Origin of the sequence: Streptomyces sp. NPDC051183 (assembly GCF_040682455.1) — a bacterium.
Lineage (GTDB): Bacteria > Actinomycetota > Actinomycetes > Streptomycetales > Streptomycetaceae > Streptomyces.
In genome coordinates, this window is the sequence record NZ_JBFBBA010000013.1 from 105,881 (window position 1) to 124,584 (window position 18,704).

Annotated in this window: 18 protein-coding genes and 1 pseudogene; 6 read left to right on the plus strand and 13 right to left on the minus strand. The window is 74.3% G+C overall.

Going from position 1 to position 18,704, the window contains the following annotated elements:
• The first annotated feature begins 8 nt into the window (after positions 1–8).
• Positions 9–827 (plus strand): hypothetical protein, encoded by an 819-nt coding sequence (locus tag AB0M99_RS14245; RefSeq protein WP_365920006.1) that lies wholly within the window; start codon positions 9–11, stop codon positions 825–827.
• Here the strand turns inward: AB0M99_RS14245 and AB0M99_RS14250 are convergent.
• Together AB0M99_RS14250 and AB0M99_RS14255 are read right to left on the minus strand one after the other, a co-directional pair.
• Complete coding sequence (locus AB0M99_RS14250; RefSeq protein WP_365920008.1) at positions 814–1,647, minus strand: enoyl-CoA hydratase/isomerase family protein; 834 nt, start codon at positions 1,645–1,647, stop codon at positions 814–816. The genes AB0M99_RS14245 and AB0M99_RS14250 overlap by 14 nt on opposite strands.
• A gap of 23 nt (positions 1,648–1,670) precedes the next feature.
• Positions 1,671–2,438 (minus strand): PIG-L family deacetylase, encoded by a 768-nt coding sequence (locus AB0M99_RS14255; RefSeq protein ID WP_365920010.1) that lies wholly within the window; start codon positions 2,436–2,438, stop codon positions 1,671–1,673.
• Between the two features lie 18 nt (positions 2,439–2,456).
• Here AB0M99_RS14255 and AB0M99_RS14260 point away from each other — a divergent pair, with 18 nt between their 5' ends.
• Together AB0M99_RS14260 and AB0M99_RS14265 are read left to right on the plus strand one after the other, a co-directional pair.
• Positions 2,457–3,293: an MBL fold metallo-hydrolase gene (locus tag AB0M99_RS14260; RefSeq protein ID WP_365920012.1), complete on the plus strand. Its 837-nt coding sequence runs from the start codon at positions 2,457–2,459 to the stop codon at positions 3,291–3,293.
• Complete coding sequence (locus tag AB0M99_RS14265; protein ID WP_365920014.1) at positions 3,290–3,991, plus strand: alpha/beta hydrolase; 702 nt, start codon at positions 3,290–3,292, stop codon at positions 3,989–3,991. Before AB0M99_RS14260 ends, AB0M99_RS14265 begins: the two co-directional genes overlap by 4 nt.
• Before the next feature lie 12 nt (positions 3,992–4,003).
• Here AB0M99_RS14265 and AB0M99_RS14270 read toward each other — a convergent pair whose 3' ends face one another.
• The 3 genes from AB0M99_RS14270 to AB0M99_RS14280 all read right to left on the minus strand — a co-directional run bounded on the left by AB0M99_RS14270 (position 4,004) and on the right by AB0M99_RS14280 (position 7,628).
• A complete protein-coding gene (locus AB0M99_RS14270; RefSeq protein ID WP_365920016.1) occupies positions 4,004–5,320 on the minus strand; it encodes an alpha/beta fold hydrolase in 1,317 nt (438 codons plus the stop codon).
• A gap of 128 nt (positions 5,321–5,448) precedes the next feature.
• On the minus strand, positions 5,449–6,534 hold the full coding sequence (locus tag AB0M99_RS14275; RefSeq protein ID WP_365920018.1) for an S-(hydroxymethyl)mycothiol dehydrogenase: 1,086 nt from the start codon (positions 6,532–6,534) through the stop codon (positions 5,449–5,451).
• 74 nt (positions 6,535–6,608) lie between these two features.
• Positions 6,609–7,628, minus strand: coding sequence for a LysR substrate-binding domain-containing protein (locus tag AB0M99_RS14280; protein WP_365920020.1), 1,020 nt, complete (start codon positions 7,626–7,628; stop codon positions 6,609–6,611).
• 71 nt (positions 7,629–7,699) lie between these two features.
• On the opposite strand from AB0M99_RS14280, the gene AB0M99_RS14285 reads away from it, so the two are divergent.
• Together AB0M99_RS14285 and AB0M99_RS14290 are read left to right on the plus strand one after the other, a co-directional pair.
• On the plus strand, positions 7,700–8,593 hold the full coding sequence (locus AB0M99_RS14285; protein WP_365920022.1) for a dihydrodipicolinate synthase family protein: 894 nt from the start codon (positions 7,700–7,702) through the stop codon (positions 8,591–8,593).
• A 404-nt stretch (positions 8,594–8,997) separates the two neighbouring features.
• The gene (locus tag AB0M99_RS14290; RefSeq protein WP_365920023.1) at positions 8,998–9,678 is read left to right on the plus strand and encodes a LysM peptidoglycan-binding domain-containing protein; all 681 of its coding nucleotides are present in this window, start codon (positions 8,998–9,000) and stop codon (positions 9,676–9,678) included.
• Between the two features lie 49 nt (positions 9,679–9,727).
• Here AB0M99_RS14290 and AB0M99_RS14295 read toward each other — a convergent pair whose 3' ends face one another.
• The 8 genes and pseudogenes from AB0M99_RS14295 to AB0M99_RS14330 all read right to left on the minus strand — a co-directional run.
• Complete coding sequence (locus tag AB0M99_RS14295) at positions 9,728–10,099, minus strand: isomerase (protein ID WP_365920025.1); 372 nt, start codon at positions 10,097–10,099, stop codon at positions 9,728–9,730.
• 103 nt (positions 10,100–10,202) lie between these two features.
• On the minus strand, positions 10,203–11,129 hold the full coding sequence (locus AB0M99_RS14300; RefSeq protein ID WP_365920027.1) for a squalene/phytoene synthase family protein: 927 nt from the start codon (positions 11,127–11,129) through the stop codon (positions 10,203–10,205).
• Between the two features lie 18 nt (positions 11,130–11,147).
• Complete coding sequence (locus AB0M99_RS14305) at positions 11,148–12,839, minus strand: serine/threonine-protein kinase (RefSeq protein ID WP_365920029.1); 1,692 nt, start codon at positions 12,837–12,839, stop codon at positions 11,148–11,150.
• Positions 12,840–12,866: 27 nt separating this feature from the next.
• Positions 12,867–14,447 (minus strand): peptide-N4-asparagine amidase, encoded by a 1,581-nt coding sequence (locus AB0M99_RS14310; protein WP_365920155.1) that lies wholly within the window; start codon positions 14,445–14,447, stop codon positions 12,867–12,869.
• A gap of 214 nt (positions 14,448–14,661) precedes the next feature.
• Entirely contained in the window at positions 14,662–15,165 is a 504-nt protein-coding gene (rraA, locus tag AB0M99_RS14315; RefSeq protein ID WP_365920031.1) for a ribonuclease E activity regulator RraA, read from the minus strand.
• A gap of 70 nt (positions 15,166–15,235) precedes the next feature.
• Positions 15,236–15,502 (minus strand): GlsB/YeaQ/YmgE family stress response membrane protein, encoded by a 267-nt coding sequence (locus AB0M99_RS14320; protein ID WP_365920033.1) that lies wholly within the window; start codon positions 15,500–15,502, stop codon positions 15,236–15,238.
• A gap of 84 nt (positions 15,503–15,586) precedes the next feature.
• Entirely contained in the window at positions 15,587–16,471 is an 885-nt protein-coding gene (locus AB0M99_RS14325; protein ID WP_365920035.1) for a hypothetical protein, read from the minus strand.
• 632 nt (positions 16,472–17,103) lie between these two features.
• Positions 17,104–17,796, minus strand: a pseudogene (locus tag AB0M99_RS14330) (phosphatase PAP2 family protein); the annotation flags it as partial.
• Positions 17,797–17,966: 170 nt separating this feature from the next.
• Between AB0M99_RS14330 and AB0M99_RS14335 the strand changes: the two are divergent.
• Positions 17,967–18,629: a TetR/AcrR family transcriptional regulator gene (locus AB0M99_RS14335; RefSeq protein ID WP_365920037.1), complete on the plus strand. Its 663-nt coding sequence runs from the start codon at positions 17,967–17,969 to the stop codon at positions 18,627–18,629.
• Positions 18,630–18,704: the final 75 nt, after the last annotated feature.

Below are 18,704 nucleotides of genomic sequence, written 5' to 3' on the forward strand. Positions count from 1 at the left end.
ATGCCGGCATGACTCTCGCCGAACTGACCCTCGCCCAATGGCGCACCTTCGACCTCGCGACCGCCCGGCGGCTGGCCGGGGAGGCCGCGGCGCAGGCGGACGGCCGGGTGACCCTCGTCGAGACCGTCGGGCATCTCGGGGCGCCGCTGCACCGCGCGCTCATCGAGCGGGACGGGCGGGAGTTCGCGCTGATACCCGGCGGGCGGGTGCGGCTCGGGTTCGACCTGGAGGCATGGCGGCCGACCCCGGAGCAGGTAGCGGACTACGAGGAGTGCCTGGCCGAGGGCTTCGCCTGCGCACCCGACCTCAAGACCCACCTCGCCGGCGAGCTCAGCCCGCCCCGTACCGCGGAGCCGGCTGCGGTGCTCATGGCCGTCGAGGAGGAGCAACTGACCGAGCTCCCGTCCGACATGACCGCGGTGCTGGCCGCGCGCGGGCTGCGGATGCCCGACGCCGACGAGTGGGAGCACGCCTGCGGGGCCGGCGCCACCACGCTCTTCCGGTGGGGCGATGCGTACCCCCTCGACGCCGCTCCGTACGGCGACGGCGGCGACGGCCGCGACGGCACCGGGCCGCTGCGCGAGCGGAACGCCTTCGGGCTGCGCATCGCCCACGACGTCTACACCGCCGAACTGAGCAGCGGTGGGCGCGCCGTGCACGGCGGGGACGGCGGAGAGGCCGTCTGCGGCGGCTACGGCAGGCTGCGGGAGTGGCTTCCGCTGGCCACCGCCAACACCAACCCCGCGATGGCCGAGTTCGTCCACGGTCCGGACGGGGAGGACGCCTGGGACGCGTTCTCGGTCCGCCCCGTCCTCAGCCTCCGGTGAAGTGCGGGGGGCGGCGCGCCGCCTTGGCGGAGTAGCCCTCGCGGCAGTCGTCCGAGGTGAGGGTGAGGGCCGCGGTCATCGCGACGCGGTCGAGGGCCGCCGGCAGGGCCGCGTCCGCGAAGCCGTCGACCGCCCGCTTGATGCCCTGGACCGCGAGCGGGGCGTTCGCCGCGATCTCCGCCGCCACCGATCGCGCGGTCTGTGCCAAATCCGCAGGCGGGACGACCAGTTGGACGAGGTTCAGGCGCTCGGCGGTGACGGCGTCGATCCGGCGTCCGGTCAGCGCGAGGAACTTGGCCCAGCCCGCGCCCGCCTCCCGGGCTATGCGCAGGTCTCCGCCCGCGTCCACCGCCACGCCCAGACCGGCCTCCGGCAGGGCGAAGACGGCGTCGTCCGCCGCCACCCGGATGTCGGCCATCAGGGCCAGCTCGAAGCCGAAGCCCAGGCAGTACCCCTGGACCGCGGCCACCACGGGCTGCGGGAGGCGGGCCAGGACGGCGAAGCGCTCGTGGACCCAGCGGATGCCCTCGTAGTAGTTCCGGGTCCGCTCCGCCCCGGACTCCCCCGTGATCGCCCCGCCCGGGGCGGTCACGTCGATGCCCGCGCAGAACGCCCGGCCCTCGGCCCGCAGCAGGACGACGCGTGCCCCGGGATCGAAGCGGATCCGGTCCGCCAGCAGGCCCAGCTGGCGGGTGGACTCCCAGCTCCAGCCGTTGAGTTTGTCCGGCCGGCACAGGGTGAGGAACGCGATCCCGTCCGCGACGTCCAGACGGATCCGCTCCTCACTCTCCGCGATCTCCGTGCTGATGGTGTCGATCACCCCGTCACCCTAGGGGGCACCGATCAGCGCGGGAAGACCTCGAACGGCACTGCCGGGCGGCCGCCGAACCGGGCCGCCGCCTGCTGGGCGTTGCCCGTCAGGAAGGTGCGCACGTACTCCTCGGGGTCCTGCTCGGTGAGCCCCTCGATGTACGCCTTGTGCTCCAGCAGGGACTTGACGGAACGCTCCAGGCCGGGCCCGGCGTCGGCCGCGTGCGTCGGCGTGCTGGAGCCGGCCACCGCGACCCAGCGCACCCCGTCCCAGGGCTCCAGGCCCTGCTCGCTGATGAGTTCGGGGAAGATCCACCGGTTGCCGGCGTCGCCGGCCGCGTCCAGGGTGGCCCGGCCGACGGCCTTGTGGTCGGGCGTGTTCCAGAAGCCGCCGCCGCCCTCCCCGCCCCAAGTGTCGCGGTGGTTGAGGGTGATGATCAGCTCCGGGCGGTGCCGGCGGATGGCGGCCGCGATGTCGCGGCGCAGGTCCAGGCCGTACTCGACGATCCCGTCGCGGTGGTCGAGGAACTCCACTTCGGATACGCCCACCACGGCCGCGCTCGCGCGCTGCTCCGCCTCGCGCAGCGGACCGCAGGCCTCGGGGGCGAGGGTGTCGATGCCCGCCTCGCCGCGCGTGGCGAGGACGTAGACGACCTCCCGGCCTCCGTCCGTCCAGTCCGCGATGGCGGCCGCGCAGCCGTACTCCAGGTCGTCGGGGTGGGCGACGACGGCGAGGGCGCGCGTCCAGTCGGTGGGCATGGTCTGCAAGGGACTCGGCTGATCGGATCGTTGTTCGCTCATACGTCGCACAATAGGCGAATGGACAGATACGGGAGGGTCATTGCCCTGCTCGACAGCACCGGGACGTTCTTCGAACCGGCGCGCACCGCCTTCCCCGGGGCGAGCGCCGAGGACTGGGCCCGGGCGGTCGCCCTGGACCCGGGTGCGGCCGGGCCGGACGGTTCGTGGCGCCTGGACTTCCGGTGCTTCGCCGTCTCCCGGCCGGGCGGCCGGTGGGTCCTGGTCGACGCCGGGGTCGGCCCCGCGCACGGGCCGGCCGCCGGCTGGGCCCCGGTGCCGGGCCGGCTGCCCGCGGCCCTCGCGCAGGCGGGGATCGACCCGGCGGACGTGGAGGCCGTGGTCCTGACCCACCTGCACGAGGACCATGCGGGGTGGGTCAGGGACGCGGCCGATCGGCCGTTCTTCCCCGAGGCGCGGTACGTCGTACAGCGCGCGGAGGTGGCGGCGCTGGACCGGGCGGACCCGGTGTGGGACTGGGCGGTGGCCCCACTGCGGGCCGCTGGGCGGCTGCACGAGGTGGACGGGCTCCACCGGCTCGCCCCCGGCCTGACCCTGCTGCCGACGCCGGGTCACACGCCGGGGCACCAGTCCGTGATCGTGGAGGGGGCGGACGGGTCGCGGGAAGTGCTGGTGACCGGTGATGTGCTGGTGCATGCCGTGCAGTTGGGCAGTCCGGCCGTGCCGTACTCCCACGAACGCGACCGGGAGGCGGCGCGCACCTCGCGCCGGGCCCTGCTGGCCCGGGCCTCGGAGCGCGGTGCGCTGCTGGCCACGGCCCATCTGAGGCGCGCGTTCGTGGAACCGGCAGCGGCGTCGGGGCCGTTGTCGGACCCGTCGGCTACGTTGCCATCATGACTGAATTCGTACTGGTGGCAGGTGCTTGGCTCGGGGCTCGGGCCTGGGACGAGGTGGCCGCGCAGCTGCGCGGGGCCGGTCACGGGGTCCATCCGGTCACGCTGTCCGGGGTCGCCGAGAAGCGGGGGGCGGCTGCTGCCGGGCAGCAGACCCATGTCCAGGACATAGTGGAGGAGATCGAGCGCCGCGATCTGTGCGATGTCGTCCTGGTCGGGCACAGCTATGCGGGCATTCCCGTCGGGCAGGCCGCCGAACGCATCGGCGACCGCCTCAAGCACGTGGTGTTCGTCGACGCCTGCGTGCCGGCCCACGGAGAGTCCTTCGTCTCCGCCTGGTGGCAGGGCCCGGCCGCGATGGAGGCCGAGCTGGCGGGGAACGGCGGCTTCTGGGCCCCGCAGACGGCCGCCGAGTTCGAGGGCCAGGGGCTCACCGGGGAGCAGATATCCCGCCTCGTGAGCGGCTCGACTCCGCACCCCGGCGCCTCGCTCTCGGAGCCGGCCGTCCTGGCAGGGCCGCTGGGCGACCTTCCGACGACGTACGTCAAGTGCCTGCTGGACGGCCCCGAGCCCACCGAGGACGTGGCCCTGCTGCTGAAGAGCGAGCGCTGGCGGCTGGTCGAGATGGACACAGGCCACTGGCCGATGTTCTCCGAACCGGCGGAACTTGCGCGGATCCTGCTCGACGAGGCCCGGGACTGATCGGCCCGCCCGCTACCGGGCCAGGTCGTCCCGTACGAGGGCCAGCAGCCGGTCCAGTACGCGCGGGCCGCCGGCCCGGACCCCGTCGTGCTCGAACTCGTCGGTGACCCAGGTCCGCAGGCCCCGGATCGCGCGCGCCGTCTCCAGGGAGTGCCCGGTGTCCACGTAGAGGTCGTCGTGGTAGACGGCGGCGGCCACCGGTACTTCGTTCTCGGCCAGCCGCGCCGGGTCGTAGAGGGGCGCCCAGCCGGTACGGGCAGCCAGCACCTCGGCGGTCTCGCGCAGCGGGGCCAGGGCCGGGTCGGTGGTGAAGTGCCAGGGGTGGACGTTCTCGGCGGTGAAGAGCAGGGGCTCGTCGCCCGCGAGGGTCTTCGCGGCGTCGAAGCGGGCGTGGCGGGCACGCACCCGGTCGGCCGCCCAGCCGGTCGGGGCGGCGGGGTCCTGTGCGTAGATCGACTCGTGGAGCAGCGCGTAGAGGGGGTGCCCGGCGAAGGAGAGGAGCCCGCGGACGTCCTCCAGGAAGGCGTCGGAGAGGGCCGGCCCGGCCGGGGTCGGGACGAAGGCGTCCTCCAGGAGGTAGTGCAGCTGGTGGCTGCCGTCGCCCGTGCCGAGGAGGATTCCGAGGGACTGGAAGGCCTCGACGGTGAGGCGGTGGCCGCCGGGGAGTTCGGCCGGGTGCTCGGCGAGGTGGGCGGCGATGCGCCGGGCCCGCTCCACGTCCATGGGGTAGCGGGCGTAGTGCGCGCGGCTCTTGTGCTCCATGCGGGGATAGGCCGCCTCGTACACCTCTTCGGCGGTGGCGGTCAGCGAGGGGAGGCCGCCGGTGATCACGGCGGCGGTGAGCCCCTCGGGGGCCGTGCTCAGGTAACGGGTGGCGCAGAAGCCGCCGAAGCTCTGGCCGAGCACGGTCCAGGGCGCGCCGCCGGTCAGGGCGGGGCGGATCGCCTCGGCGTCGCGCACGATCGAGTCGGAGCGGAAGTGGGCGAGGTACTCGGCCTGCTCCGCGGGCGTGCCGCGCAGGGGCAGGGTCTGCCGGTTGACCGGGGTGGAGCGGCCCGTTCCGCGCTGGTCGAGGAGCAGCACCCGATACTCGGTCAGGGCCCGCTCCAGCCAGGCCTGGCGGCCGATGAACCGCCGGGCGCCGAAGCCGGGGCCGCCCTCCAGGTACAGCAGCCACGGCAGCGCGGCCGGGTCCTTGCCGGTGGCGACGACCTCGCGCGCGTACAGCTCGATCCGCTCGCCGTCGGGCCGGTCGTGGTCGAGCGGCACGGTGAAGTGGTGGTCCGTCAGGACGGTGCCGGGCTGACGGTAGGTGTGCGCGGTGGTCACGGACGGCCCCTGGGGTACGAGGAGGTGCGGAGACCCGCGCTCCGACCGGGTCGCGGCCGGGCGCGGGGTGAGGTCCGCCCGATTCTAGTACGGGTCCCAGTTGGGGCTCGGGCCTTACGGGTGGGCCGTCAGAACTCGACCACCGACCGGAGCACTTCGCCGCGCTCCATCCGCGCGAAGGCGTCCTCGACCCCGTCCAGCGGGATCTTCTCGGACACGAAGGCGTCCAGGTCGAGGCGGCCCTGCAGGTAGAGGTCGATGAGCAGCGGGAAGTCCCGCTCGGGCAGGCAGTCCCCGTACCAGGAGGACTTGAGGGCGCCACCGCGCCCGAAGACGTCGATGAGCGGGAGCTCCAGCTTCATGTCCGGGGTCGGGACGCCGACCAGGACCACCGTGCCCGCCAGGTCGCGCGCGTAGAAGGCCTGCCGGTAGGTCTCGGGGCGGCCCACGGCCTCGATGACCACGTCGGCGCCGTTTCCGCCGGTCAGGCCCTGGATGGCCTTGACCACGTCCTCGGTGCGGCCGTTGACGGTGTGCGTGGCGCCCAGGCCCCGCGCCCACTCCAGCTTCCGGTCGTCCAGGTCGACGGCGATGATCCGCGATGCCCCGGCCAGCCGGGCACCGGCGACGGCCGCGTTGCCCACTCCCCCGCAGCCGATGACGGCGACGGAGTCGCCGCGGCCGACATTGCCCGTGTTCAGGGCCGCGCCGAGGCCGGCCATCACACCGCAGCCCAGTAGCCCGGCGGCGGCGGGCGCGGCGGCCGGGTCGACCTTGGTGCACTGCCCGGCCGCGACCAGGGTCTTCTCGGCGAAGGCCCCGATGCCGAGGGCGGGCGACAGCGGGGTGCCGTCCTCCAGGGTCATGGGCTGGGTGGCGTTGTGCGTGGCGAAGCAGTACCAGGGGCGGCCGCGCTTGCACGCCCGGCAGTTCCCGCACACCGCCCGCCAGTTGAGGACGACGAAGTCGCCGGGGGCGACGGAGGTGACGTCCGGGCCGACGGATTCGACGATTCCGGCGGCCTCGTGGCCGAGCAGGAAGGGGAACTCGTCGTTGATCCCGCCCTCGCGGTAGTGCAGGTCGGTGTGGCAGACCCCGCAGGCCTGGACCCGGACCAGCGCCTCGCCGGGTCCCGGGTCGGGCACGAGGATCGTGGTCGTCTCCACCGGTGCGCCCTTGCTCCGGGCGATGACCCCTCGTACGCGATGCGTCACGTGCTACCCCGATCTCGATCTAGTTCGAATCCCATGAGCAACGTACACGGACACCACCGCATAAGGGAGTTGTGTCACATCCCGGCGCGTGATCCGGCCAACTCCGGCGGAAGTGCCTCTCGCAGCGCCGCGCCGAAGGCGGCCACGGCCGGATGGGCGGCGGCTCCGCTGCGGAAGGCGACCTTCGTACGGCGCTCCATGAGCAGCCGGGTGAGGCCGACGGCCGGGTCCGCGTGCCCCGCGACCCCCAGCTGCGGCACCACCGCCACGCCCTGCCCGGCCGCGACCAGGGCGAGCACGGTGGCGAACTCGTCCACCTGGTGGCGGACCCGCGGGGTGAACCCGGCGGCTTGGCAGGCCCGCACCGCCATGGCCCGGCAGAGCGTGCCGGGCGTGGCGGTGATCCAGGGCGCGTCGGCGTACGTACGGAGAACCGCGCCCTGGTCGGGGCCGGGACCTGGGACCGCACCCGGCTGCGCACCGGGCCCCGCACCCGCACCCGCACCCGCACCCGGGCCCGGGCCCGGGCCCGTGCCCGTGCCCGTGCCCGGCCCCCCGCCGGTCGCCGGTGCGGCCAGGTACATCGCCTCCCGGTACAGCGGCTCGGTGGCCAGCCCGGGCTCCTCCGGGGTCGGCACGAAGTCGTACTCGTGGACCAGGGCCACGTCCAGGTCCCCGGCCCGCAGCGCGTGCGCGACCGCCGCCGGGTCGGTCTCCGAGACCATCGGCTCCAGCGCCGGATGGCGGCGGGCCAGGATGACCAGGGCGGCCGGGACGATGGCACGCGTGGCGGTGGGGAAGGCCCCGATCCGCAGCGCCCCGGCCAGGCCGCTGCGCGCCTCGGCGAGATCGGCGTCGGCCTGTTCCAACCGCTCCAGCACGGCTTCCGCGTGGCGGACCAGGTTCTGCCCGGCGGGGGTGAGCCGGACCCGGCGGCCGGTGCGCTCCAGCAGCGGCAGGCCGGCCTCGCGTTCGAGGACGCCGAGCTGCTGGGACACCGCCGAAGGGCTGAAGGAGAGGGCCTCGGCCACGGCGGCGATGGTCCCGCGGCGGGCCAGTTCGCGCAGCAGGCGCAGGCGTCGTACGTCGAGCATCGGCTCAGCTTACGGTTCGCGTAAGAAATGCGAACTGGATTCGATGCTCCGGGCACGCCAGGCTCGACGTCATGCGACAGGACCTCTCCCTGCACGGGATCCACGTACCCCTGATCACCCCCTTCACCGCCGGCGGTGACATCGCCGCCGACGCCCTGGAAGCCCTCGCGCACGAGGTGCTCGACGCGGGCGCCACCGGGATCGTGGCGCTCGGCACCACCGCCGAGACCGCCGCCCTGGACGAGTCGGAGCGCGATCTCGTCACCGATGTCTGCGCGCGGGTCTGCCGGGAGCGCGGCGCACTGCTGACCGTGGGTGCCGGCGCGAGCGGCACCCGGGCCGCGGAGGCGTCGCTCGCCCGGCTGACCCGGTGGCCCGAGGTGCGGGCCGCGCTGGTGACGGTGCCGTCGTTCGTCCGGCCGGCGGCGGCCGGGGCGCTGGCGCACTTCACGCGGCTGGCCGAGGTGAGCCCCGTACCGCTGATCGTCTATCACATCCCGTACCGCACCGGGCAGCCGCTCGACGCGGACGCCCTGCGGGCCGTCGGGTCGCTCGCCGGGGTGGCCGGACTGAAGTACGCGGCGGGCGGCATCGACCAGGAGACGGTGGCGCTGCTGGGTCGGCTGCCGGACGGTTTCGACGTGATGGCGGGCGACGACGCGTTCGCCTCGCCGCTGCTGGCGCTCGGCGCGGCGGGTGGGATCCTCGCCTCGGCGCACCTCGAAACGGCGCGGTTCGTGGAGCTCGCGGCGGCCTGGCGGGCGGGCGACGCGGACCGGGCCCGCTCGCTGGGCCACGCCCTGGCCCGGCTCTCCGCCGCGGTCTTCGCCGAGCCCAATCCGGTGGTCGTCAAGGGGGTGCTCCACGCCCAGGGCCGCATCCCGACCCCGGACGTCCGCCTCCCCCTGCTCCCGGCGCACCCGGATTCGGTCATGGCGGCCCTGAAGGAACTCACCGGGTTCTAACCCTGCGGGGCCCGGGGCGACCCGGGCCCCGCCAATTGTCCGAAACGCCCCCGCATGAGGTATTGGCGGTTAACGCGGCAGTCGCCCGAATCAGGCACGCGGACGGGCGACTTGCCCGTATTGAGGGGCGGACCTCCGGCCCGTGATGTGAGTCACGCGGGCCACCTCAACATCATTTCCCCGAAAGGGCCGATTCCCTTTTCCCGGCGGGAAAGTTGGCAATTCCTCGAAGGCCTTTTCAAGGTCATTCTCCGGGCCCATAGCGGGATGTGGATCTCCGGGTCAAATTCAACTCTTGTACCGGTCGCGCGGGCTCACTTACGGTCGCCTCGTTCCCGGTGGTCAGCTGCCTCATCCGGCCACCACCAGGGCTCTCCCGTACCCCGCACGTGAGGAATTCCGCCATGCCCGCAAAGGGAAAGCACCGCCGGCCCAAGCACAACCCGATCACCCGCAAGCTGGCCCTGGCCGGCACGGGCGGCGCGGCACTGGCCCTCCCGCTGATCAGTGCGACCACGGCCGGTGCGGCGGAGGTCGCGGCCGCGCCCACGACGTACTCGGTGGTCAGCGGTGACACCCTGTCCGAGATCGCGGCGAAGCACTCCATCAGCGGCGGCTGGAAGCAGCTCTACGAGGCGAACCGCAGCATCGTCGGCGCCAACCCGTCCATCATCCGTCCCGGCATCAAGCTGGCGCTCGGCACCCAGGCGAAGGCGAAGACCACCACGGCCACTCAGGCCGTCGCGAAGACCGCCAAGACCTACGGGAACAACCTCGACGGCTGGATCCGGGAGTCCCTGGACGTCATGGCGCAGCACGGAATTCCCGGCAGCTACGACGGAATTCACCGCAACGTGATGCGGGAGTCCTCCGGCAATCCGCTGGCCATCAACAACTGGGACTCCAACGCCGCGGCCGGCATTCCCTCCAAGGGACTGCTCCAGGTGATCGACCCGACCTTCCGCGCCTATCACGTCCCGGGCACGTCCCAGGACTCCTACGACCCGGTCGCCAACATCACCGCCGCCTGCAATTACGCGGCCGCCCGCTACGGCTCGATCGACAACGTCAACGGCCCGTACTGAACCGGCCCGACCAGCAGAGGTACGTTCCGCAACGGCACGTGGGCAGGCCTCAGGCCCCCACGTGCTTGCGGTATGCCGCCCCCAGCTCGGACACGTCCACCGTCGCGTGCACGATGAGCCCGGTGGCGCCTGCGGCGTCCGGGGCGGTGGCCTTGCGCAGCAGTTCGAGCACCGCCTCGCTCAACTCCGCCTTGACCGCCTCGGTGCGGCCCGGCAGGAGCCCCAACTGCACGTGGACGACGGCGTGCTCGGGCGCCCCGTCGGCCACGTAGGCCTCCTCGACGCGCCGGAAGCGCGTCTTGCAGGTGTCGAGCGGTGTACTGACGATCCGCGCCGTCAGCTCGTGCAGGGACAGCGCGAAGGTCCGGCGGTCGAAGGCATCGGACAGGGACGCCGAGTAGTCGACGGTGATCTGCGGCATCAGGCACTCCAGGGTGGTGGCCGGCGGGTGGCGGGTTCTCGCGTACGGCCATCCTCGCGCACCGGCACCGGCACCGGCACCGGCACCGGCGCCCGTCGAAGGCTCAGGCTGCCGTACTCCGTCTCCGCGCCCGGGCGCGGGCGCGGGCGCGGACCAGGGTGCGCAGGGGTGCGGCCACCCCGTAGCCGATGTCCTTGCGCAGGGCGCCGGCCCCGGCCCGCTCCACGGCGGTGAGCTGGTGCTCCATGAGCTCCGTCATGGTGGCGATGACCGGCCGCAGCCCGGGTTCGGCGAGGGCGAGGATGCCGTCGGCGGCCTCCAGTGCGGTACGGGCGCGCCGGCACTCGGCGGCGAGCAGCTCCCGCACCGCCGGGGTGTCGCGGGCCCGTTCCAGATCGGCGCGGGTCACGGAGTGCTCGGCCAGGCGCGAGGCGGGGAGGCACATGCGGCCGTCCGCGAGGTCCCCCGAGAGGTCCGCGAGGAAGTCGACCTGCTGGGCGGCGTCGACGAACCGCCGCCAGCCCGCGGCCTGTTCGGCGTCGGGGCCGCCCCGGTACTGGAGGCCGGTGAAGATCACCACCCCGGGCCAGGCATAGGCGTCGAGGTACTCCTGGAAGTCCGCTTCGGTGGCGAACCCGTCGAAGCCGGCTTCGGCCGTGGCCGCGCCGTCGAGGAAACGCGTGACCCAGTGGACGGGCAGGCCGCGGGAGCCGACCGCGTGGGCGTAGGCGCGCAGCAGCGGGTCCGCGCTGTGCCCGCCGCGCAGCGCGGAGTCCACCTCCGCGGCCAACTCCTTGAGGCCGAGGGACCGTTGTCCGGGGGTGCCGGTCTCGGCTACGTCGTCGACCCGGTTCATGAAGGCGAGGCCGGCGGCGAGCCAGGGCACCAGGGCCGGCGCGGCCAGCAGCCGCAGGGCCAGGTAGGGGGCCGGTTCGCGGCGCAGCACGCGGCGGGCGGCGTGCGTGTAGTCGTCCCGCAGCCGGGGGTCGCGTATCCCGGCCGCGGTCAGCGTGCTGCGCCAGGTGGGCATGGTGGCCGGGCTCCCTCGTCAGTTCCGGTAGACCCTCTTGACCTTGCCATCGGTACCCGCGAGCACAAAACCGCCCTGGCCGTAGGGGTCGCTGAGGTAGGGGCGCATGGACGGCGTCCCGTCCTGCCAGATCTCGACGTTGATGTAGCGCGAGGTCGGGTTCGGGACGCCGAGGTCCTGCTTGGACTGCTCCAGGAGGGCGGGCAGGGCGTCCCAGTTGACCGTGGCCATGTCGATCAGCGGTTTGCCTTCCTTGACCGTTCCGGCCGGGCCGCTGCGCTTGGCGGCGCCGTTGCGGTACTGCCAGGAGTCGACGGTCCTGGCTCCGGGGGCGGTGGGGATCGAGGCGAGCACGTACGAGTCGTAGACCTTCATGTCCACGAAGGTGGTGGTGCCGGTCTGCTGCTTCAGCGCCTCGATGGCGGTGCGGATGTTGGCGGGCGAGATCAGGGACCCCTCGGGGGGATCGACCGGCTCGACGGGGCCGCCGGTCTGCTGCGTGCTCGCCTTCGGGGTCGGGCTGGGGGACGGCGTCGGGCCGGTGGTCGGGCCCGTCGGGGCGGTCGAGGCCGAGTGGGTCGCACCGCCCTTCGCGTCGCCGCCGTCGTCGTCCCTGTCGGAGAGCCACTTCACGGCGCCGGTCACGCCGACCGCGAGGACCACCGCGATCAGCGCGGCGAGCAGGGCCGGGCGCCGGCGCGGGGCGGCCTGGGCAGGGAGGGGCGCGGTGGCCGCGTACGGGTTCGGGCCCGGCGGCCGGCCCGCCGCCCGGCCGGGGTCGGGCAGCGGCGGCATCGGGGGCGGCGTCGGCGGACCGTACTGGCCCAGGGCGACCGGAGGCGTGACCGGGGTGGCACCGCCAAGAGCACTGCTCGCGGTCCGGAGCAGGGCTTCCAGTTCCTCGCCTTCCGGACGCGCGCCCGGGTCCCGTACCAGCAGCCGTTCCAGTACGGGCCCCAGCGGTCCGGACCGCACCGGCGCGGGGATCGGCTCGTCCAGCACGGCGACCACCGTGGCCAGACTGGTGGCCCGGCGCAGCGGGTGGACGCCCTCCGCGGCCACGTACAGCAGCATGCCCAGCGACCACAGGTCGGAGGCCGCCAGTCCCTCCTCGCCCCGCACCCGCTCCGGTGCGATGTACTCCGGCGAGCCGATCAGGACCCCGGTCGAGGTCAGCGCGGTCGACCCGTGCAGCGCCGCGATCCCGAAGTCGGTGAGCACGGCCGATCCGTCGGGCCGCAGCAGCACGTTGGCCGGCTTCACGTCCCGGTGCAGGACCCCTTCGGCGTGCGCGGCCCGCAGCGCCGACAGCACGTCGAGCCCGAGCCGCAGCACCTCCGCGACCGGCATCGGCCCCGGTGCCAGCCGGTCGTACAGGGAGCCGCCCTTGACCAGCTCCATCACGATCCACGGATGTCCCTCGGCGCCGTCGGCCGGCTCGACGATGTGGTGGATCGTGACGACGTGCGGGTGCGCGAGGCGGGCCAGTGCGCGGGCCTCGCGGACGGCCCGTTCGCGCAGTTGGTCGGCGAGACCGGGCTGGGCGGCGGCGGTCGCCGGGTCCGGCGGGCGCACCTCTTTGAGTGCGACATCTCGGTGCAATGCGATGTCGCGGGCGCGCCACACCGTTCCCATGCCGCCGCTGCCCAGGGGCGCGATCAGTTCGAAGCGCCCGCCGATCAGCTGTCTGCCGGCCTCACTGTTCTCCATGGGCGGTCATCGTAGGGGCCGCCGGTGTCAGCAGCGTCGGCGGTCCACCGTCACGGTGCCCTGCTCGGTCGCCACCGTGCGGTCGTAGCAGCCGCCGGGCACGCCCGAACCGAGGAGCCGGTAGCGGGCGTTGGTCGTGCCGACGGCGTGCCGCTGGTCGCGCGGGACGTTGGCCGTGTACGAGGCGTCACCCGTGTACCGGTCGTCCAGTCGGGACCAGTCGACCTGCCGGCCGCCGCGCAGGGTGACGGTGTCCGCGCGGTCGCCGAGCGCGAGGACGGTGCGCAGCCGGTCGCCGGCGCCGAGGGTGGTCTCGCCGTCCATCGTGTACGTGCGCTGCGTGCGGGTGGCGGTCGCCCCGCGGGTCACCGTCTCCTCGTCGGTCCAGGTGGCGTCGAGCGCGTCCCGGTCCTCGCCCTCCGTCCAGCGGTGGACGGAGGTGTTGCGCACGGCCCGCGTGACGGTGGTGGTGACCCGGCCGTGGGAGGTGTCGAGGTGGCCGGCGACGGTGAGCCGGTGGCCGCCTTCGGTGTCCAGGCGGTGCTCGGCGCCGGGCGCGGCGGGCGTCCAGCGCGAGGAGCCCTGCGGGGCGCCCTCCTCGTGGCGGGTCAGCGCGCCGGTGACGACCTCGCGGGCCCCGTCCTGCCAGAGCAGCAGGTTGGCGGGGGCCTTCCAGCCGCTCTGGCCCGCCGGGACCCCGGCGACGTGGACTTCGATCCGGTGCGGGAGGCCGTCGTTGAGGACGGCGGCGTAGGGGGTGAGGTCGTAGCGGATCGGCTGGACGTCGAAGGCCCGGGGGCCGGGGGTGACGTACCAGAGGAAGGGGTTGGACCAGCCGCCGGTCCATACGTTGGGGAAGGGCGCGGCGAGTCCGGCGAGCTGCCCGTCGACGGAAACCTGGACCTCGCGGTAGGGGCCGTCGGCGGCCTTGCAGGAGTACGGGGCCGCGTCGGGGGCGGTCATGTACCAGTACTCCTCGCAGCCGCCGCCGGAGCCGGTGGCGTACACCTCGGCGAGGAGCCGTTCGGTGTTGCGCGGGGTGGTGACGGTCGGGCCGGTGAGCGGCAGCACGCGGTCGGGGGTCGCGGGGGCCGGGTTGCGGCCGTCGGCGGCGAAGAAGGTCAGGATGACCTTGACGTCGATGACGCCTGTGTAGGTGTCGTTGACGACGTTGCCGATGAGCATCTCGACCGGCTGCGGACGGCTGAGGGTGTCGCGGTAGTGGGTGACGTCCTTCTCGACGGACCAGGTGATCCCGTCGGGCGAGGGCTCGGGGGTGGAGGTGTGGAAGATCTGCACCCCGCCGACGGAGAGGTGGCCGAGGCGGTCGTACTGGCGGCCCTTGACCTTGCCGTCGAGGCGGAGCACCACCTTGGCCCAGGTGCCCGCGCCGCAGGCCGTGGGCGGTGCGTAGCTCCCGCGGTACGGGGTGTAGTCCCGGAACTGCGCCTCCGCCAGGGTCACATCGCAGGCCCGGGTCGCGGGCCGGGCCACGGGCGGGGCGGCGGTGAGGGGGTCGTGCCAGTCGGTGCCGAACTCCGCCGGCGGGGTCGTCGTGGCTCCGGCGGGGGCGACGGGCGCGGTGGAACCGGTGGACGCGCGGGCCACGGCGGACGCGCCGGAACCGGTGGGGTCGGCCGCGCTCGCGGGTCCCGCGGCGGCCAGGGTGGCCGTGGCCAGCGCGAGCGCGCCGAGCAGGCCCATGATCCTGTGTCGTCTCATGGGCCCGCAGTGAAACCCGGCCCGGCCGGACTCCGCCAGGGCCGGCGACCGGCTCTGGCCGGAACTCGCCGGTGCGCGGCGCGCCCGTCCGTGGCGGGATTCAGTCCGCGGCGGGGAGGAGCACCACGCCGTCGTCGTCCGCGTGCACCACGGCACCGGTGCGGAAGGTGAGCCCGCCGATGGTGACGGGCTCGTCCACCGTGCCCGCACCGGTCTTGCCGCTCTTGCGGGGGACGGTGCCGAGCGCCTTGATGCCGAGGTCGAGGGCGCCGAGCGCCACGCTGTCCCGTACCGCGCCGTTGATGATCAGACCGGCCCAGCCGTTGCGCTGCGCCGCGCCGGCGAGCAGGTCTCCGACCAGGGCGGTGTGCAGGGAGGCGCCCCCGTCCACCACGAGGACCGCGCCGCCGCCCGGCGTGTGGACCAGCTCGCGCAGCAGGGCGTTGTCCTCGTGGCACGCGAGGGTCCGAACGGACCCGGCGAAGAGCCGCCGGCCGCCGAAGGGGCGGAACTGCGTGGTGCAGATGCCGAGTCCTTCGCCGTGCTCGTCGTACAGGTCGGCGGTGGGGACGGGTGTGACTGGTGTGACGGGTGTGACGCTCATCCGGTTCGGGGCTCCTCGCAGCTCGTACGTCGCGCCGTGCGGGCCCAGCCTATGAGCTGGTCCGCGGGGTTCAGTCGCGGGAGTTGCCGAACAGGATGCGGTAGCCGACGAGCAGCACCAGGGAGCCCGTGATGGCGGAGGTCCAGGTGGTGAGGTCGAAGAAGTCGTTCTCGACCGTGCGGTCCAGGAACTTCGCCGAGAGCCAGCCGCCGATGAAGGCGCCGGCGATGCCGATGAGGGTGGTGCCGATCAGACCGCCGGGGTCGCGGCCGGGCAGCAGGAACTTGGCTATCGCCCCGGCCAGCAGTCCCAGGACGATCCAGCTGACTATCCCCATGCCCGTTCACTCCGCTTCGTTCGTGTGCGCGTACTCGCCTTCGAGGACGCGAGCCCGGCCGAAACGGTTCTGCGGCGTGCCGGATCACACCGCCGCGTGGGTCATCGCCGCCGCCGGGGCGGTGGGTACGGCGGCTGCCGCGGGTACGGCCGACGGGGCCGTACGGGTCAGCAGCAGGACCCCGCGGGCCGCGGCGAGGGCGCCCGCGACGGCCAGCAGGACCCCGAGCGCGCCGCCCTGGAGGCGTTCGCCGAGCAGGACCATGCCGATCGCGGCCGCGGCCAGCGGGTTGGCCAGGTTGACCACCGCGAGGGGTGCGCCGAGGCCGCCGCGGTAGGCCCGTTGGGACAGCAGCAGCCCGCCGACCGCGAAGACCACCACGAGCAGGGCCACCGACACGACCCGGACGCTGAGCAGGGCCCCGCCCCGGCCGGCCGCCACGGCGACGGTCTGGGTCAGGGCGGAGGCGGCCGCCGAGGCCAGCCCGGACGCCGTCGCGTGACGCAGCCCCGAGCGCGTGTCCCGGCGTGCGGTCAGCAGCACGATCACCGCGGCCGTGGCGCCGGAGACGGCGAGGGCCTCGGCCAGGGTGAGGGTGTCGTCGGGCGCCGGTCCGGAGGCCGGAAGCAGGAGCAGGCCGAGCCCGACGACGGTGGCCAGGGTGCCCCGCCACTCGGTGGCGGCGACCCGGCGTCCGGCGCCGTGCGCCCCCAGGGGGACGGCGGCGACGAGGGTGAGGGCGCCGAGCGGCTGGACCAGGGTGAGGGGCCCGTAGCGCAGGGCGGCCGCGTGCAGGAGTGCGGCGGTGGCGTTCAGCCCGGCCGACCACCACCAGGCGTGGTTGCCGAGCAGGGACTTGGCGCTGCGGGCGGTGGCGCGGCGGGCGAGCCGTTCCTGGGCGACGGCGGCGGTCGCGTAGGTGGCGGCGGAGGCGAGGCAGAGCCCGACGGCGAGGAGGGTGGCGTTCACCGCGCGGCCCCCACGGTCCCCGCCCCGACGGCAGCGCCGCTGCCGGGCCCGTCAACGGCGCCGGACGGGGCAGCGGCGGGCCCGGCACCGCCGGGCGGGGCAGCAGCCGCATCGGCGGCGCCCTGAGCGGGCGTGCCCGAGGCGCCGGGGCGCTGCCGCAGCAGACCGGGCGTGGCAGCAGCGCCGGGCCCGGCAACGGCAGCGGACTGGACAGCAGCGCCGGGCCGGGCAACGGCAGCGAGCACGGCCACGGCGCCGGGCCGGGCAACAACAGCGAGCACGGCAACGGCGCCGGGCCGGACAACGGCGGCGAGCGGGGCAGCAGCGCCGGGCGCGGCCACGGCGGCGGACTGGGCAGCAACAGCGGACACGGCAGCGGCAGCGGGCAGGGCAGGAGCGCCGGGCACGGCCACGGGGGCGAGCGGGGCGGCAGCGCCGGGCAGTGCCACGGCGCTGGGCCGGGCAACGGCGGCGAGCGGGGCAGCAGCAGGCTGGGCAGCGGCGGGTGGGGCGGCAGCCGCGGCGGCGGCCTGGGCGGGCGGGCCCGAGGCTGCGGGGCGCGGCCGCGGCAGGCTCCGTACGGCCACCAGGGACCGGGCGGCCGGGCGCGGGACCAGCAGCAGGGCGGCGCCGAGCAGCACGGTCGCGACGGCGGCGTCGATCCAGTAGTGGTTGGCGGTGCCGACGATCACGAGCAGGGTCACCAGGGGGTGCAGCAGCCACAGCACGCGCCACCGGGACCGGGTGGCCGCGATCATGCCGAGGGCCAGCATCAGCGCCCACCCGAAGTGCAGGGACGGCATCGCGGCGAACTGGTTCGCCATGGTGTCGGTGGCGGGCGCGGCCCCGTAGACGGTGGGCCCGTAGACCTGGCCGGTGTCGATCAGCCGCGCCTCGCCGAGCATCCGCGGGGGCGCGAGCGGGAAGGACAGGTGCAGGACGAGGGCGGCGCCGGTCAGCAGGGCCAGGACCCGGCGGGACCACAGGTAGTGCGCGGGGCGCCGCAGGTAGAGCCAGACCAGGAACAGCGCGGTGGCCGGAAAGTGCACGGCCGCGTAGTAGGTGTTCGCGCTCTGCACGAGTGCGTCGCCGTGCAGGAGCAGTCGCTGGATCAGGCCTTCGCCCGGCAGGTGCAGGGCGCGCTCGGCGTCCCAGACGCGCGTGGCGTTGCGGAAGGCCTCGTCGGTGCGGCCGGTCGAGAGCATCCGGCCCGCCTTGTAGACGGCGAAGAGGCCCGCGACGAGCAGCAGCTCGCGTATGAGGCGGCGGCGCTGGTCGGTTCTCGGTCCGGCACCTGCCTCGGCGGGTGTGGTCTGGGAGGTCATCCCCCGGTCTCTCTTCCTGTCACGGGCACACACAATCGACACGCCAGTGTATCGATACATTGGCGTATCGATACGAGGGTGTACCGATACGCTTGCGTTCCCGTAGACTTCGACTGGAACGAGATCCAGCCACGAAGGCACCGAGGCGCCCCCGAGGAGAGCCGCACCCCATGACGTCGCCGACGCCGACCATCGCGCGCCGCTCGAAGATCACCCCGGAGCGGGAGCGGCAGTTCTACGACGCCGTCCTGGAGCAGTTGCGCGAGCACGGGTACGAGGCCCTGACCATGGAGGGCATCGCCGCCCGGGCGTGCTGCGGCAAATCCACGCTCTACCGGCAGTGGAAGACCAAGCCCCAGCTCGTCGCGGCCGCCCTGCGCGCGAACCGGCAGGGCACGCTGGCCGCCGTGGACACCGGAAGCCTGGCCGGGGACCTCCGCGAGGCGGCCCGGATCGCGGCCGGCACCTCGGGGCGCGACACCCTGCTCACCCAGGCCATGGGGCACGCCGTACTCAGTGACGAAGAACTCCAGGCGGCGCTGCGCGAAGCGCTGATCGAGCCCGAGCTGGCGGCTTTCGACGCGATGGTCGAGCGGGCCGTGGCGCGCGGCGAGATCACCGCGGAGCACCCCGCCGTGGAGTTCCTGCCGGCCCAGCTGATGGGCGTGCTGCGCATCCGGCCGGTGCTGGAGGGACAGTACGCCGACGCCGACTACCTGGTCCGGTTCGTCGACGCGGCGCTGCTTCCGGCCCTGGGCCTGCACGCACCCCCGGTCCCGGTCCCTGCCTCTGCCCCCGTCACGGCCACGGCCACGGCCTCTTCGGCCACCTGAACCGGCGGGCCGCCGCCCCCGATGACCGGACGGCGACCTGCCCGCGCTGCCTCGTGGGGACGGCGGCAGCGCGCC